This is a genomic window from Gracilinema caldarium (genome assembly GCF_029265695.1).
GTDB classification, from domain to species: domain Bacteria; phylum Spirochaetota; class Spirochaetia; order Treponematales; family Breznakiellaceae; genus Gracilinema; species Gracilinema caldarium_A.
Window position 1 is genome coordinate 30494 of record NZ_JAJUHW010000005.1, and the last position, 14724, is coordinate 45217.

Annotated in this window: 12 protein-coding genes and 1 tRNA gene; 2 read left to right on the plus strand and 11 right to left on the minus strand. The window is 47.4% G+C overall.

All coding sequences use genetic code 11. From position 1 onward, the window contains the following. Positions 1 to 2 precede the first annotated feature (2 nt). The 8 genes from Q7P68_RS03005 to Q7P68_RS03040 all read right to left on the minus strand — a co-directional run bounded on the left by Q7P68_RS03005 (position 3) and on the right by Q7P68_RS03040 (position 7122). Positions 3 to 1358, minus strand: a complete 1356-nt coding sequence (locus Q7P68_RS03005) for a site-2 protease family protein (protein WP_304222617.1) — start codon at positions 1356 to 1358, stop codon at positions 3 to 5. Continuing rightward, positions 1355 to 2509, minus strand: coding sequence for a 1-deoxy-D-xylulose-5-phosphate reductoisomerase (gene dxr, locus Q7P68_RS03010; RefSeq protein WP_304222619.1), 1155 nt, complete (start codon positions 2507 to 2509; stop codon positions 1355 to 1357). Before dxr ends, Q7P68_RS03005 begins: the two co-directional genes overlap by 4 nt. Beyond that, the gene (locus Q7P68_RS03015) at positions 2509 to 3363 is read right to left on the minus strand and encodes a phosphatidate cytidylyltransferase (RefSeq protein WP_304222621.1); all 855 of its coding nucleotides are present in this window, start codon (positions 3361 to 3363) and stop codon (positions 2509 to 2511) included. The genes dxr and Q7P68_RS03015 overlap by 1 nt, the downstream gene beginning before the upstream one ends. Next, positions 3360 to 4061: a polyprenyl diphosphate synthase gene (gene uppS, locus Q7P68_RS03020; protein ID WP_304222625.1), complete on the minus strand. Its 702-nt coding sequence runs from the start codon at positions 4059 to 4061 to the stop codon at positions 3360 to 3362. The genes Q7P68_RS03015 and uppS overlap by 4 nt, the downstream gene beginning before the upstream one ends. After that, positions 4061 to 4615 carry a ribosome recycling factor gene (frr, locus tag Q7P68_RS03025; protein ID WP_304222627.1) on the minus strand — a complete coding sequence of 185 codons (555 nt, stop codon included), beginning with the start codon at positions 4613 to 4615 and terminating at the stop codon, positions 4061 to 4063. The genes uppS and frr overlap by 1 nt, the downstream gene beginning before the upstream one ends. Positions 4616 to 4695: 80 nt before the next feature. Beyond that, positions 4696 to 5544, minus strand: a complete 849-nt coding sequence (gene tsf, locus Q7P68_RS03030) for a translation elongation factor Ts (protein WP_304222630.1) — start codon at positions 5542 to 5544, stop codon at positions 4696 to 4698. Between the two features lie 10 nt (positions 5545 to 5554). Next, a complete protein-coding gene (gene rpsB / locus Q7P68_RS03035) occupies positions 5555 to 6439 on the minus strand; it encodes a 30S ribosomal protein S2 (RefSeq protein WP_304222632.1) in 885 nt (294 codons plus the stop codon). Between the two features lie 95 nt (positions 6440 to 6534). Then, a complete protein-coding gene (locus tag Q7P68_RS03040; protein ID WP_304222635.1) occupies positions 6535 to 7122 on the minus strand; it encodes a Maf family protein in 588 nt (195 codons plus the stop codon). Positions 7123 to 7221: 99 nt separating this feature from the next. Between Q7P68_RS03040 and Q7P68_RS03045 the strand changes: the two genes are divergently transcribed. Further along, positions 7222 to 7295: transfer RNA gene (locus tag Q7P68_RS03045), tRNA-Arg, on the plus strand. Positions 7296 to 7421: 126 nt separating this feature from the next. Continuing rightward, entirely contained in the window at positions 7422 to 9563 is a 2142-nt protein-coding gene (locus tag Q7P68_RS03050) for an adenylate/guanylate cyclase domain-containing protein (protein WP_304222638.1), read from the plus strand. Here the strand turns inward: Q7P68_RS03050 and Q7P68_RS03055 are convergent. The 3 genes from Q7P68_RS03055 to Q7P68_RS03065 are packed head-to-tail and all read right to left on the minus strand — an operon-like array spanning position 9537 to position 14652. After that, positions 9537 to 12623 (minus strand): DNA polymerase III subunit alpha, encoded by a 3087-nt coding sequence (locus Q7P68_RS03055; protein ID WP_304222641.1) that lies wholly within the window; start codon positions 12621 to 12623, stop codon positions 9537 to 9539. The two genes, Q7P68_RS03050 and Q7P68_RS03055, sit on opposite strands and share 27 nt — an antisense overlap. After that, positions 12620 to 13864 (minus strand): DNA polymerase Y family protein, encoded by a 1245-nt coding sequence (locus Q7P68_RS03060; RefSeq protein ID WP_304222643.1) that lies wholly within the window; start codon positions 13862 to 13864, stop codon positions 12620 to 12622. The genes Q7P68_RS03055 and Q7P68_RS03060 overlap by 4 nt, the downstream gene beginning before the upstream one ends. After that, on the minus strand, positions 13849 to 14652 hold the full coding sequence (locus Q7P68_RS03065; protein WP_304222646.1) for a DUF72 domain-containing protein: 804 nt from the start codon (positions 14650 to 14652) through the stop codon (positions 13849 to 13851). Before Q7P68_RS03065 ends, Q7P68_RS03060 begins: the two co-directional genes overlap by 16 nt. Positions 14653 to 14724 lie beyond the last annotated feature (72 nt).

Consider the following 14724-nt stretch of genomic DNA (forward strand, 5'->3'; position numbering starts at 1 on the left):
TCCTATTTTTTCCCGAATAAAAATAAAATATCTCCAAATACTGAAAATATAAGCAGACTTAATATAAAAAGGGCGCCAAGCATCTGGAACCAATATACGGCTTTAGGATGGAGAGGCTTTCTCGTGATAAGTTCAATGAAAAATAAAAGAATAAGTCCGCCATCGAGGGCTGGTATGGGAAGTAAATTCATAATGCTCAGGGAAATAGAAATGAGGGCAAGGAAACTTGCGATTGCGGTGAAACCGGCTCCAAAACCTTGGCCAAAACCTTCGGCTGCAATATCCCCGACCATATAGGTAATCCGAACGGGTCCAGATACGGCCTTGGAAAGATTCACCCCCTTAAAAAGAACAGTAAGACTTTTAAGAGATACTGTAAGTGTTTTCAAGGTTTCGCTTGCTCCTTTTACAAAGGCGTCGGGAATAGAATGGGCTGCATTTCGATACCGTATGGTTTTAAACTCTATTCCAATATTGGTTTGCCCCTGTTCATCGTAGGAAAGGATGAGTTCTTTTGAAAGGGTTTGGCCGTTCCGCTCAATTTCAATTGGCAATACTGTCGGTCGATCTTTAAGAATACGATACAAGGCAACAGAATAGGGGATCGGGATTCCCTGTATGCTTACGATTCGATCACCCTGCATAAGGCCGGCTATGTGAGCGGGACTTCCTGTCTTTACTGTTTCTATAATGGGATCGGTCCAAAAATAGATACCGATTCTGCCAGCTCCGGTGTTCGTATCAAGCTGAGGTTTAACCTGTAAAGAAATCTGTTCCCCATTCCGATCAACGAGCAGATTCAGTGTTTCTCCCGGATTTGGTGCTATTTGCTCTTGAATCTCAGTGTAGTTGGAAACTTTCTTCCCATTAATACCGATAATTCGGTCTCCGCTTTTAAGGCCCGCCGCATCGGCAGGGAAACTGGTTCCCTCTATTTCCGATGCAAGTACAATTTTATTGTCCAAGGTTTGTACATCAAAACCTATAGCCCAGACCAAGGTAAGAACCAGCACCGCAAAGATGGCATTTGCAAAGGGGCCTGCAAAGGCAGTAAAGATACGCTTTAATGGACTTGCACCGTAAAAGGTCCCCGGTTCGCGGGGAATGCTTATTGAATTATTTGTTAAGGCTTCCTTAAACTCCGCTTCGCCTTTCATGCGGCAATAGCCGCCGACAGGGAATATACCTATACGATACTCAACGCCGTGGAAGTTTTTTGAAAAGATGGGCTTCCCCCAACCGATAGAAAAGGCTTCCACATCAATACCAGAAAGACGGGCTGCAATAAAATGACCTAATTCATGAACAAAAACGACAACGCCAAGGCCTATAAGACCCAAAATAATTTTTACAATCAATGGTGTAACTCCTTAATACATTCCTGAGCAGCAGCTCGAGACCTCTGATCTACATCAAGAATGGACTGTAAATCAAATTCATCACAGGACCACTCTTTTTCAAGCACCTGTGCAACTATCCGGCCAATATCAACAAATGAAATATGGCCCTTCATGAAAGCCGCAACCGCTTCTTCATTTGCCGCATTATATGCTGCAGGATATCCTTCTCCTAGTCTTGCTGCTTCATAAGCGAGGGGTAAAAGCGGAAACAGTTCAGTTTTGGGCTGTTCAAAATGTATGGTTTGCCCCACAAGATCAAGCCGGCCAAATTGGCAGTAACGCACCTCCGGCCAGAAAAGCGCATTGTGAATAGGCACCCGCATATCAGGTTTGGATATCTGCGCATAGAGCGAACCGTCTTTGAGACGTATTAAGGAATGTACATAACTTTGGGGATGAACCAATACAGAGACCTGTTCAACTTTGAGCGAAAAAAGGCGCACCGCTTCGATTACTTCAAGTCCCTTGTTGGCAAGACTCGCAGAATCTATGGTGATTTTTCCGCCCATTTTCCATGTTGGGTGATTGAGGGCATCCTGCAGGCTAACCTGTTCAAGTTGTTCTCTGCTGTATTGACGGAAAGGGCCTCCCGATGCGGTAAGGATTACCTCTTCTATCGCATCTGCTCCATGGGCTTCGAGAAGATGAAATACCGCGGAGTGTTCCGAGTCCACAGGCAGAATTCGGCAGTGGTTCTTTTTGGCGATAGAAGCAACCAGGGGCCCCGCCATTACGATGGTTTCCTTATTGGCTAAAGCTAAATCGGCTCCTGTTTCAAGGGCTGTAATAGAAGGTAGAAGCCCTGCGGCTCCGGCAATCCCGTTTACTACAATATCGGCACCACTTTCTCTGATTGCCTGTACAAGCCCATCCTGACCCCAATAAGTAATAGCAGATCGGGTCTCTGGAGTTTGCTTTTCCCATTTTTGATGATCAGTTATCACTATTTTTGCTCTCGGGAATTGAGTCCCTAAGGAAAGCAATCCACGAGTATCCTGATGAGCGGAAAGTAAGACTATTTCAAAATCGTTTTCATTAGCAGCAATAACATCCAAGGTGCTCTTTCCGATGGAACCAGTTGCGCCAAGGACTGCAATTTTGCGTTTCATTAGAATAATATCCAGTAGAGGGCATAAAAAACAGGGGCAGCAAGGGCAATCGAATCAACCGAATCGAGTATGCCTCCCCGTCCAGGAATTATAAACCCAGAATCCTTTACTTCCCCGCTTCGCTTAATTGTGGATTCAGCCAGGTCCCCTATAATTGCCACAATACCGACGCAGATTCCCAAAATAATACCAGCTAAGAGCCTGGGAAGAGTATGATTGGTGGTAAAAGCGATCGGAAAGAGCAGGGGAGCTATGATACCAATGAGCAATGACCCCGCCATGCCGCCGATAAACCCTGCAATACTCTTATTGGGACTTGCGGGAATGAGGCCCCGGTTCCCTTTGCCAAAGAGCATACCAATAGCCCACGCAAGAGAGTCGTTGGCAAAGACCATGAGTAAGAAACTAAGGATGATGACCGTCGCATGACTGAGACGGGTCATTCTAATAATCCAAAGCATGAACATACCAGGATAAACCATGACAGAAAGACCGGTTGAAATACGGTCCAGCACAAGGGAAATATCCTGCAGGGAAGAAAACACTCGAGAGGCAATGAGCCAACCAGCTCCAAAAATAAAGGCCGCGGGCACAAGCTCTCCTGGAATTTGAAGACTAATACTTATAGTCATAGCCACAGGGGCTAAGGAGCCCAGGATGGCAGCCTCTATAACAGGCAATCTATAATGTTTTTTTGCTAGAATTTGAGAAAACTCGACAGCCCCTAAGGCGCTGATAATAGTAACGACAATATTTACCGCCAAATGATTGTAAAAGGGTAAATAAGCCACAAGCCCTATAATAGCAGGGATTCCTAAAGAAAAAATGAGCAGACGCTGAGCCAGTTTTGTCATGCTGTGATACCACCAAAACGACGTGTTCTTTTCTGAAAGTTATCAAGTGCAGCTTTTAAATCTGCTGCATCCCAATCGGGCCATAGTTTATCTGCGAAATAGAATTCGCTGTAAGCACTTTCCCAAAGCAAAAAGTTACTTGACCGCTGTTCAGAAGCAGTGCGGATTATGAGATCCGGATCGGGCACATCGGGATTGTCAAGGTGCAAACGGACTAATTCTTCAGTAATTTCGTTCTCTGGTATGCCTTTTTGGATAATTTTTCTGATAGCTCGTACTATTTCGTCTCTGCCGCCATAGTTAAGGGCAAGAATTACTGAAAGGCCAGAAAAATGGGATGTTTTTTCACAGGCTTCTACCACTTCATCAGCAATCTCTTGAGGAAGCCCACTTAAATTGCCTGTAAAACGTATTCTGATCTGGTTTTCTTTGTAAAACTCAAATTCAGCCATAAGGTATTTTTTAACCAGCCCCATAATAAAACCTACCTCTTCCTGGGTACGTTTCCAGTTTTCGGTAGAAAAAGTATACAGGGTCAGATATGAAATACCCATATCCGAGGCGGCTTTTACAATTCTTTTTGCAGCCTTAAGCCCTTCTATATGACCCTGGGTCCGCGGCATATTACGGTTTTGCGCCCATCGGCCGTTGCCGTCCATAATTATGCCGACATGGGCTGGTATTTTATGGCTTGTCATTAGACTTCCATTATTTCTTTTTCTTTTTCTTCGAGAATATGATTAATTTCTTTAATATATTTATCGGTAAGATTTTGCAGTTCCGTTTCTGCCTTAGCTTCCTCATCCTCAGTCAGCTCTCCGTTTTTCTGAGCCTTTTTTAGTTCCTCATTACCGTCTCGGCGGATATTGCGAATTGCTACCCGACTCTGCTCAGCCAGATTTTTTGCTTGTTTTGCTAAATCTTTGCGGCGTTCCTCGGTGAGCGGAGGAATAGAGATTCGGATTACTTTACCATCATTGGACGGATTGAGGGAAAGTTCGGATGTCCTAATAGCCTTTTCAATCTCTCCAATCATGGCCCGATCCCAGGGCTGAATGACAATAAGACGGGCTTCGGGAATAGAAATATTTGCAACCTGGTTGAGAGGAGTTTTATCACCATAATAGTCGACTCTGATCTTATCAAACAAAGCCGCAGAGGCTCGACCGGTTCTGATGGCGGCTAAATCTTCTTTCAAACTTGAAATGGTTTTCTTCATCCGATCTTCAGAGTTTTTTATGGCCGTATGCATGAATGTCTCCTTCCTGTTCAGGTTTGCAAAATGAGGGGCCACTATAACAGGTGGCCCCTCGAATTATCGTAAAAATAGGTTTACTGACCTACCCGGAAATATACATAGTCGACGATAGAAATTTTCGCGCCGACCTGTTTTCCCAGGTCTTCAACAACCTTGGCAACGGTAAGCTTTTCGTCCTTAACAAAGCCCTGGTCTACTAGGCAGATTTCAGCAAGATACTTGTTTACCTTGCCTTTCAGGATGTTATCTACCACATTAGCGGGCTTGCCTTTCATTTTTTCATCCTGTTCCATCTGTTTGCGGAAGATTTCTTCCTGTTCGGCCAGATGGGCGGGATCAACCTTGCTGCGATCCAGTGCATAGGGATTAAAGGCTGCAATATGGAGGGCCAGGTCGAAAGCAAAAGTTTTAACCCGTTCATCCTGAAGGGCTTCAGCCTTGTCAGCTGCAAGCTTTACCACAACACCGATGAGCCCATCACCATGGATATAGCTTGTCAGGTATTCATTAGCCGCTGCATTGACTACCTTAAGACGCTTAAGCCCCATATTTTCCCGAATCTTGGTGGCCAAATCGGTCACCATGCTATTAAGCTCATCGTTGGGTTCGCTGTAGCCTTTCTGGAGAGCCACTTCGGCAATTTTATTACCCAGGGCAATAAAATCGGGATTCCGGGCGACAAAGTCGGTTTCGGAAGCGAGTTCAACAAGGACAGCCTTATTGTTAGCAATCTTGATGAACACCTTTCCCTCATTGGTTGCGCGGTCGGAACGTTTTTCGACAGCGGCAAGCCCCTTTTCCTTGAGGTATTTCTCTGCCTTGGCAAAGTCACCTTCACAGGCTACAAGGGCATTTTTGCATTCCATCATGCCTGCACCGGTCTTTTCGCGCAGGGCCTTTACATCGGAAGCTTTAATTTCCACGCTGTTCTCCTTATTTGGATTCGTATACCCGGTCCACATCTACCGGAAGTTCATCCTCATCGGTATCCTCATCGATTTCACTGGAAGCAGGAGCTTCACCATTGTACGAATCGATATCAATTTCCCGATCCTCTTCACGGATGGACATATCGGTCATCATTTCTTCGGCGGATTCATCGTCTTCGCCCAGGGTTTCAATAATCTTGAGGCCCGCTTCGTTATCGGCTTCGACAACCGCATTAGCAATAATCTGGGTAAAGAGGGTAATAGCCCGAATAGCATCATCATTGCCGGGAATCGGATAGTCAATACCTTCGGGATTGCAGTTAGTATCGACAACTGCAACGATGGGGATTCCCATCCGCTGGGCTTCGGCAACAGCAATAGCTTCCTTGCGGGTATCGATGACAAAGAGAATGCCGGGAAGTTCCTTCATCTCCTTGATACCACCAAGGTTTTTCTGGAGCTTTGCCCGTTCTTTTGCGAGGGCTGCGATTTCTTTCTTGGTAAGATTGTCAAAGGTTCCATCAACTTCCATTTTCTCCAGCTTCTTAAGACGGAGAAGGGATTTTTTGATGGTTGCAAAGTTGGTAAGCATACCGCCAAGCCAGCGGTTGTTTACATAGAACATGCCGCAGCGTTCGGCTTCTTTCTGAATAGCCTGCTGGGCCTGTTTTTTGGTTCCGACAAAGAGCACAGTCTTGCCGGAGCTTACGGTCTTGCGAACCGCGTCGTAGGCATCTTTAATTGCCTGAATAGTTTTCTGCAGGTCGATAATGTGAATCCCGTTTCGTTCGGCGAAGATGTATTTCTTCATCCGCGGATCCCATCGCTTGACCTGATGGCCGAAGTGCACGCCTGATTCAAGCAGGCTCTTCATGGTAACTACTGCCAAAATTTCCTCCCTGTTCGTTTTCTACGGTTTTTCCCCGTTTTGAAAACCAAACCTTCTCTGTATCTCACCGCTATTGCGGCGGAAAATTAAATGGTTTAGGCCCCGTAGGGATAACCATTCTCCCGTAACATGCCATAAAATTCATGAATTGGCAAGCCTACTATACCGCTATAAGAGCCTTCTATATGAGAAATAAAACAGGATGCAAGCCCTTGAATCTGGTAGGCCCCCGCAACGCCCTGCCATTCTCCGGTTTCCAGGTACCATTCTATTTCTTCTGTACTTAAAGAAGCAAAGCGTACCTTACTCGAAACCGATTTTATAGCTATTCTTTTTTCCCGCCCTACATACAAGGCCATGGCGGTAATTACTTCATGGGTTCTCCCGGATAGAGTTTTGAGCATTCTATAGGCACTGTCCCGATCTTCCGGTTTCCCGAACACCCGATTATCGATGCAAATAATTGTATCCGCCCCCAGCACCCAGAGCGGGAGCCGTCCATCCAGAACCTTTAGGATGGCAGATACTTTGCGTTCCGCAATTTGTTCAGCCTGCTCGCGGGGTTCCAAATCTGCCGGAGCAGTTTCATCCACATAGGAGGGCATAATATTGAAAGGAAGGCCCAGAAGCCTAAAGTACTCCTGCCGCCGTAGAGACCCCGATGCCAGTATGATTGGTTCCATAATTTTTTATGCCGTACCGAAGCATAGTCTGTCAAGCGGAGATGCAGGCGGCGACTTGACAAGCGGCGCAGAATACTATAGGGTATGGCCATACAAAATGAGAGATTAGCTCATCTGGATAGAGCGTCAGCCTCCGGAGCTGAAGGTGGTGGGTTCGAGTCCCGCATCTCTCATGAGAGTGGGCTATTTCCTTGCAGGGAATAGCCCTTTTTTTTATTTGTTCTCATATTGGTCTATAATATATCTATAAATCATGATATCATCGTACATCTATACTGCTAAATTACAGGATGGGATCGATGAATAAACGATGGTTGAGCAGTTTGTGTATTGCTATATTTTGTGCCGGCTCTCTCTTTTCTCAAGCAATTCCAAAGGCAAAAAACGGCAGTATTGATCTTTCTTCATATCAGTTTTCAGACCTCAAAACTGTTGAACTCTCAGGCGAATGGGCATTCTGGTGGAATAAAAAGTACACTAATGCTACTGAACTTGAGTCTGCCCCAACTCCAGATTCATACCCTCCGATACCAAGCTATTGGGGAAGCGGTTCTCATGGAGGAAAACAATTTCCTGCCCAGGGGAGTGCAACCTATCGACTCACCATACATTTACCCGATTCTCAAGTGTACGGCCTCTATGTTCCCCAGATGGTCAGTTCCTATGACCTGTATATAAACGGTGTATTGGTTGGTTCAAATGGGCTTACTGACATTAATCCTGCAAAGGTCCATGGAGTGTTCAAGCCCAACGTGTATTTTGTTACCCCACAAAATAATACACTGGATATTTTTCTCTTTATTGCCAATAGAGACTACCGTCATGGGGGGCAATGGAAACCGATTCTTATTGGCACGGCCCAGGCAGTACAAAACTATTATAACCGCTCCTTGATGATAGAACTTTTTCTGTTTGGTTCTATTTTGGTTATCGGTTTGTATAACATTGCGCTGTTTCTATTTAGGCCAAAAGACAGGTCACCCCTCTTTTTCGGTCTTTTTTGTATCATAGTAGCTCTGAGGGTCATTACAACGGGGACCATAGCGCTCTCCCATCTAACTTCCATTGTACCTTGGGAGATTCAAATTAAATTAGAACTCAGCGTGTTCTATCTTGGGGCCCTCTTTTTTGGGCTTTTTTTCAAAGAGCTTTTTCCCACTGATATTCCCTCTATCGGTTTAGGAATAATGCTGGCTCCTGCGGTCCTTTTTACATTATTAGCTCTTGTATTACCCTTAAAACTGTTCAATTTGCTGGTTACACCGATGGAAATAACAGCTATTGCGGGCCTGCTTTTTGTGTTGGTCTGCATTACTGTTGCTTGGATTCGAAAACGGGAAAACGCAGCCCTTATTTTAATAGGCTTTTTGCTCTTTACCATTACTGCAATTAATGATGTCCTGTATTCAAAAAATATTATCGCCACGGCCTATATGCTGCCCTTGGGTCTATTTAGTTTTATATTTTTACAGGCCATTGCGCTCGCAAGGGTTTTTTCTAATTCCTTTACGAGGGTGGAACAGCTTTCTGATGAGCTTTCTACGGTTAACAAATCCATGTCCCGCTTTGTTCCGAATGAGTTTTTAACCTTCCTGAACAAAAAAAGCATCAACGATATCAAACTGGGCGATCAGGTACTGCGCTCCATTACGATTCTGTTCGCCGATATCCGTTCTTTTACCACCCTTTCGGAGACCATGAGCCCCCAGGACAATTTTAATTTTATCAATTCGTACTTTAATAGGATTGGCCCCATTATCCGCAATCATCATGGATTTATTGATAAATATATCGGAGATGGAATCATGGCCCTCTTTCCTGAAATGCCCCAGGATGCGGTGCAGGCGAGCCTGGCCATTCAGGAACAACTCAACGAATATAATAAAGAACGTTTATCCTACGGATTGCAGCCCATATCAATTGGTATTGGCATCCATACGGGACTCGTCATGCTGGGAATAATTGGGGAGCAGCAGCGAATCGAAAGCACAGTCATTTCGGATACGGTAAATCTGGCAAGCCGTATAGAAAACTTAACGAGAACCTACAATGTACCGATTTTACTTTCCGGAAATATGCAGAGTTACCTTCAGGAAGCCGGTTTTCATGGAAGACTGATTGATACGGTTCTCGTAAAAGGTAAATCCCAGCCCTGTGATATTTATGAACTTTTAGACGTATATTCATCTCGGGAACGGATCTATTTCTTAGAAACACAAGGTATTTTTGAACAGGGTGTCCGGCTGTACCACGAAAAGGACTACGAAAAGGCAATGAAACTATTCAAATTGTGCTATGCAAAAAATCCTCAGGATAACCTCTCAGCCCTGTACATTTATCGTATACGAAATGCTCAGAGGCTTCGGACACTCCAGAAAGACGGAGCCTCAGCCAATAGCAAAATCGAGACTGATTCACAGCCTGTGCCCCGCAATTCTTAATTCCCTTTTGGGACGGCGCATGCTGTCAATTTTTTCTAGATGTTCCAATTCCAGGCTGACTGCACCCTGTTGCTGTGTCACAATACCGGTAAGAAGAAATGGCTGGATATCAAATAACATGGTTTGGTATTTCTGGTATACTTGGGGAAAAAGGACAGTTTCATACAGGGCTGTTTCATCTTCATAGCTGATGAACGCCATAGATTCTCCGCGCAGGGTCCAGACGTCTTTTCTCGTAATAGGCCAGCCGAGAACACGGACCCGCTGCCCGATATGCTTATGCAAGTCCTTTGCATATACCCTGTTTTTACCAACCATAACCGCTTCCCAGTTCCAGAGGTCCAGCGGATGCCCGGAACGGAGAAAACCCAGCCGTTCAAATTCCTGGATGCGTTCCTCCAGTGTCACCGCTCTATGCTGCTGCTGCGGGGCAAGCGGTTCATCAATAGGGCGGTGAACTATTGTTCTGGGAAAGCCGTTTTGAATTACTGTGTCTGTCGATGAAAAGAGCTCTGTCTCAGTTGCTTTATACTGGGCGGTGAGCAAAATACGGAATTGCAGAGCACGGTTTACCGATGAGATACTGTCAAAAATGCCGACACTGGTCATGGCCGCAAGCTCGTCCCGGGGTATACGGAGCCGCTTGGCCACATCCTGGAGGGTTTTGAAGGGCCCCCGTTTGTCCCGCTCCGCTACCAGTCGCTCCGCCGTGGCTTTTCCAAGCCCTTGAATTGCCATAAGGCCGATAAGAACACGATTTCCCTTTCCAACATACTGGTACAGGCTCGTATTGATATCCGGACCTTCCACAACTAATCCCATACGGTGGCATTCGCTGATATATGCCAGCGGGTGGTAGTATCCGCCCTGGTTAGAAAGGACTGCGGCCATAAAATACGCGGGGTAGTGCACCCGCAGGTATGCGGACTGGAAAGATACCATAGCGTAAGATGCCGAATGGGGTTTATTAAAGGAGTACCCATCAAAGGACAGCATCATGGACCAGATTTCATCAATGACCGGCAAGGGCACCTGGTTTTCCATACAGCCTGCATAAAATTTATCCTTATATGCGGCGAGTTTTGCTCCTCCTGCTTTTTTCGCGATAATTTTTCTCAGCCCATCCGCATCGGCCTCGCTAAAGGATGCCAGTGCAACCGCCACCTTGGATACATCTTCCTGGTAGCACATAATTCCGTAGGTTTCGGCCAAAATAGTTTCAAGCCGCGGATGCAGCACCTGGTAGGCCCCGCCCTTAAGACGGCGTACATACTCTTCTATAAACCGATTAGCCGCAGGACGTATGATTGAACTATGGATCACAATATGGTCAAAGTCTCCCCTGCCTGTTTTTTTCTGCAATTGGCGCATGGCGGGCGATTCAATATAAAAAACCCCCATGGTATCTCCCCGGGCAAGGGCGTCTATGGTTGCCTGGTCCCGGGTAGGGTCTTTATGTAGAAAGTCTATTTCGATTCCATCGGCCAGGAGGTTTTTCAGGGCGTCCCGAATAACTGAAAGGGAACGATTTCCCAAGAGATCCAATTTTACTAGTCCCGCCGCTTCGGTCCCTTCCTTTTCCCATGCAAGCAAAGGAAAACCTCCTGCGGACATTTCAACGGGAGCATAGCGGCTTACCGGTTCGGGAGTTATCACCAGGCCTCCGCAATGCATTGAAAGGCCCCGAGGAAGCCCTTCGAGCCGCCGGGCTATGCGTACCACGTCGGCCCACTCAGATCGATCTTGTTGGGCTAGTTCCGACAAGTCCAGTGACCTCTTTTGCAGTTCCCCTTCGAGGGCGGATATTTCGACCTCTGAATAACCGTATACTTTGGCGGTTTCCCGCAGGGCTGAACGAAAACGAAATCGGTTGTGATTTGCGACCCGGGCACAATAGGCCTTTCCGAAACGTTCAATCACCTGTTCGATCAGTTTGTCCCGTTCGTCCCAGGGAAAATCCACATCGATGTCGGGCGGATCCATCCGTGACAAATTAAGGAATCTTTCAAAATAGAGTCGGTGCGCGATAGGGTCCACATTGGTGATCCCAAGACAGTAGGCAACAATGGATGCCGCTCCGGAACCTCGTCCGCAGGTTCGGTTCGCAAGGGAAACGATGTCATGCATGAACAAAAAATATGATGCAAAGCCTTTCTGAATAATGATGCCCAGCTCATATTCGATTCGATCAAGTATGGCATCGGATAATTCTCCGTACCGGTGTTCTGCCCCCTCAAAAACGAGGCGCCGCAGCAGGGCTTCAGGATTTTCCGTGCCTTGTGTTTTATAGACAGGAAACACAAGGCGGCCAAAGAGATCGGAGGTTTGAATCTGGTTTACCAATTTTTCAGCCTCACAAAGAGCCTCCGGCCAAGAATGGTAAAAGTTGATGAATGTCCGCTGGTCCATCAGAACCCGATCTATAACTTCGCGGCTTGTAATGCAGTCCCCAGAGTCAAGGGTCCCCAGGGTCTTGTTTGTTCCTATAGCACGGAGCACTCGATGGATGTCATAGTCTTCCGCCGAGAGAAACGCCGCCTTCTGTATAGCCAGGAGAGGGATCTGGTGAGATCGGGCCCATCTTATTGCAGAAAGGCTGCCCGGCCCGCAGGCTCCATAGAGACGCGGGACCTTCCCCATCAGGTATTCAAGCCACACCGATTCGGAACTAACCAGTGAAAGATCCGGCTGGCTCCCTATGTCCTGGCTTGCAGCTGCGTTCACGATAAGGGGGCCCAACACTGAAAAAGGAATCTCCCTTCCCTTTGAACGGTATGGCCCCTGGGCGGTAAGCAGTTCGCAGAGCCGGGAAAAACCTTCCTTGTTCATAGCTAAAACGATTACCGATCCGGCGCTGCTTGTCAGTTCGCATCCAATAATGGGTTGTATATGCCTTTCTTTACAGGCTTCAAGAAATTCATGAAGTCCGTAAAGACTGTTCCGATCGATAATTGCCAACGCTTGTGTTCCATAGGACGCCGCCTGAGCTACCAGTGTTTCTGGATTATGCGGCCCATACAAGAGAGAGTAGGATGTCTGGATACCGAGCCGTATATTCATCGTCGAGCCGCCTGTAAACCTCTCGGTCTCTCTAAGGGCAAGGCTCCTGCATACCCTTGGGCTAAGAGGGTAGTTCCGCGGACCAGAATGGCAGGGCCAAAGCGGCGGCGGTTGGCATCCAGGGTATTCTGAAGACAGGTATGGATATGCCTGTGCTCAGGGATAAAAAGATCCTGTTCGCCATAGTCCCGGTCAAGCTGTTCAAGCCGCAGCCCAATCATCTGGACCCGCACTCGCCGGTCGAGGGCCGCATTAAGACAAGCTTCAGCTCCCTGATACAGCGCGTCATCCATGGATTGGGGACTGTGAAAGTTCTTCCGGACAACCCGCCGCACGCCGTCACCGTATATGAGCTCGAGCCGCAATGCACAGGCAGCCAAATGCTGCTGACGCAGGGCCATGCCGGCTTCTTCTGCGAGGGCCATGAGGCTCCCCCGCAGTACCTCCCGTTCCGCTACGGCTCCTTGAAAATATAGTTGCCGTTCTATCGACGGGGGCCTTTGGCTGCAATCATGGACCGGTTCTGCATCGATCCCACGGGCCGAATCAAGAAGTTTTTTGTATTGTTTCCCCAAAAGAACGCTTGCTTCGGTATCCGACAGCACTGCCAGATCTCCAATGGTATAGACACCCGCGGCATGCAGGAGTTTCAGCAGAACCGGTCCAACCCCCGGCAAAAGCCGAATATCCTGCCATGCAAGAAATTCTGCCGCTTCATCTCTACGGATCGCGGCAAATCCTACCGGTCGCAAAGTGCGGGTTACTACCTTGGCAGTCAGTTTGTTGGGAGCCAGCGCCATGGCCGGGTCTATATTAAGCCGTTTAATAATGTTGCGCCGTATCCGGAGGGCCGTATCCTGGAGCGGACCGAAGAGTCGTTCGGTGCCTGATAGATCCAGATACAGGTGTCCCCCCGGCACATATTCGATCAGGGGCGCAAATGCTTTGACCGCTTCGACCATTTCCTGGCTGGCTTTTTCAAGTGTTTTCGGTTCTGGGGGGAGAACCTGCAGTGACCGAAATCGCCGTTCCGCTTCAGCAAGGGCCATCCCCGGCATAAGGCCCTCTTCCCGCGCCCGGGGGGACACATCGAGCAGTACCGCCCGGCCGGCCCGCGGTTCGGCCACCACAAAGACTTTATCACGTAATGTCTTATCCCGGGCCATGGCTACCGCCGAGGCAAAACCGGTGACATTGACGTGTACAATCCCGGGAACCTTTTCGCTTAACTGGCGGCACATGGCACACCTGACTTTTCCAATAAGGAGAGAAGGCTTTTGGCATTTTGAACCGCCTGACCTCGGCGATGGTTGTTAAAGAATACAAAAACCCGTTCAGCGTGGAGCAGTAAAAGCCCTATTCGTTCCACAAAGGACTGGAGTTCATGCTCGTTGTACAGATAGTTATATCGTTCAGCTCCGTCGGATCCCCACCAGGTTTGTTCGTTCCGACCATGAAGTCTGAGATAGGCAAAGGGTGCGGTTACCACATCCAGTACGGGGGGCAGCCCCTTAAGGGCAGGCATATCCAGCGATACAAGGCATATATTACGCTGACGGAAGGCGTCGATAACCCGATTGTTGAACCATTGATTGTTTCTGAATTCTACCGCAACCGGATAAGAACAAAGTTCTTTGAGGAGTTTGTCCAAATAGCGCCGCCGATCCACATCATAGTGGAACGCATAGGGAAATTGCAGCAGAATCGCGCCCAGTTTACCCGCTTCGGCTATAGGCTCCAAAGCTTTGCAGAAGTGGGCCGCATCTTCCTGCCAGGAAGCGGGATTAATGGTATGGGTAAGAGATTCGTGACCTTTAACCGAAAATATCACTCGATACTGGCTTTCTTCGAGTATACGTTTTATCTGATCCTGTTCCGGCATCCGGTAGTAGCTAAAATTGAGCTCCACCGCAGAAAACAAGGTACTGTAGTAGGAGAGATATTCAGCAGTTTTTATGCCTTCAGGATACACCGGACCAACCCATTCATGATAGGAATACCCCGAAGTCCCTGTCAGTACGATACCCATACCATTATTATACTTAACATTTGTATAGCTATCAAGGGCGAAAAAAGGGGATGTCCTCAACTTATTGGACAT

Bases quoted from the DNA above. Each gene is read 5' to 3' on its own strand.
- uppS (WP_304222625.1), bottom strand. From the start codon at position 4,061: ATGACAAGCCATAAAATACCAGCCCATGTCGGCATAATTATGGACGGC.
- dxr (WP_304222619.1), bottom strand. From the start codon at position 2,509: ATGAAACGCAAAATTGCAGTCCTTGGCGCAACTGGTTCCATCGGAAAG.
- Q7P68_RS03015 (WP_304222621.1), bottom strand. From the start codon at position 3,363: ATGACAAAACTGGCTCAGCGTCTGCTCATTTTTTCTTTAGGAATCCCT.
- Q7P68_RS03050 (WP_304222638.1), top strand. From the start codon at position 7,422: ATGAATAAACGATGGTTGAGCAGTTTGTGTATTGCTATATTTTGTGCC.
- frr (WP_304222627.1), bottom strand. From the start codon at position 4,615: ATGCATACGGCCATAAAAAACTCTGAAGATCGGATGAAGAAAACCATT.
- Q7P68_RS03055 (WP_304222641.1), bottom strand. From the start codon at position 12,623: ATGAATATACGGCTCGGTATCCAGACATCCTACTCTCTCTTGTATGGG.
- Q7P68_RS03060 (WP_304222643.1), bottom strand. From the start codon at position 13,864: ATGTGCCGCCAGTTAAGCGAAAAGGTTCCCGGGATTGTACACGTCAAT.
- Q7P68_RS03040 (WP_304222635.1), bottom strand. From the start codon at position 7,122: ATGGAACCAATCATACTGGCATCGGGGTCTCTACGGCGGCAGGAGTAC.
- Q7P68_RS03065 (WP_304222646.1), bottom strand. From the start codon at position 14,652: ATGGGTATCGTACTGACAGGGACTTCGGGGTATTCCTATCATGAATGG.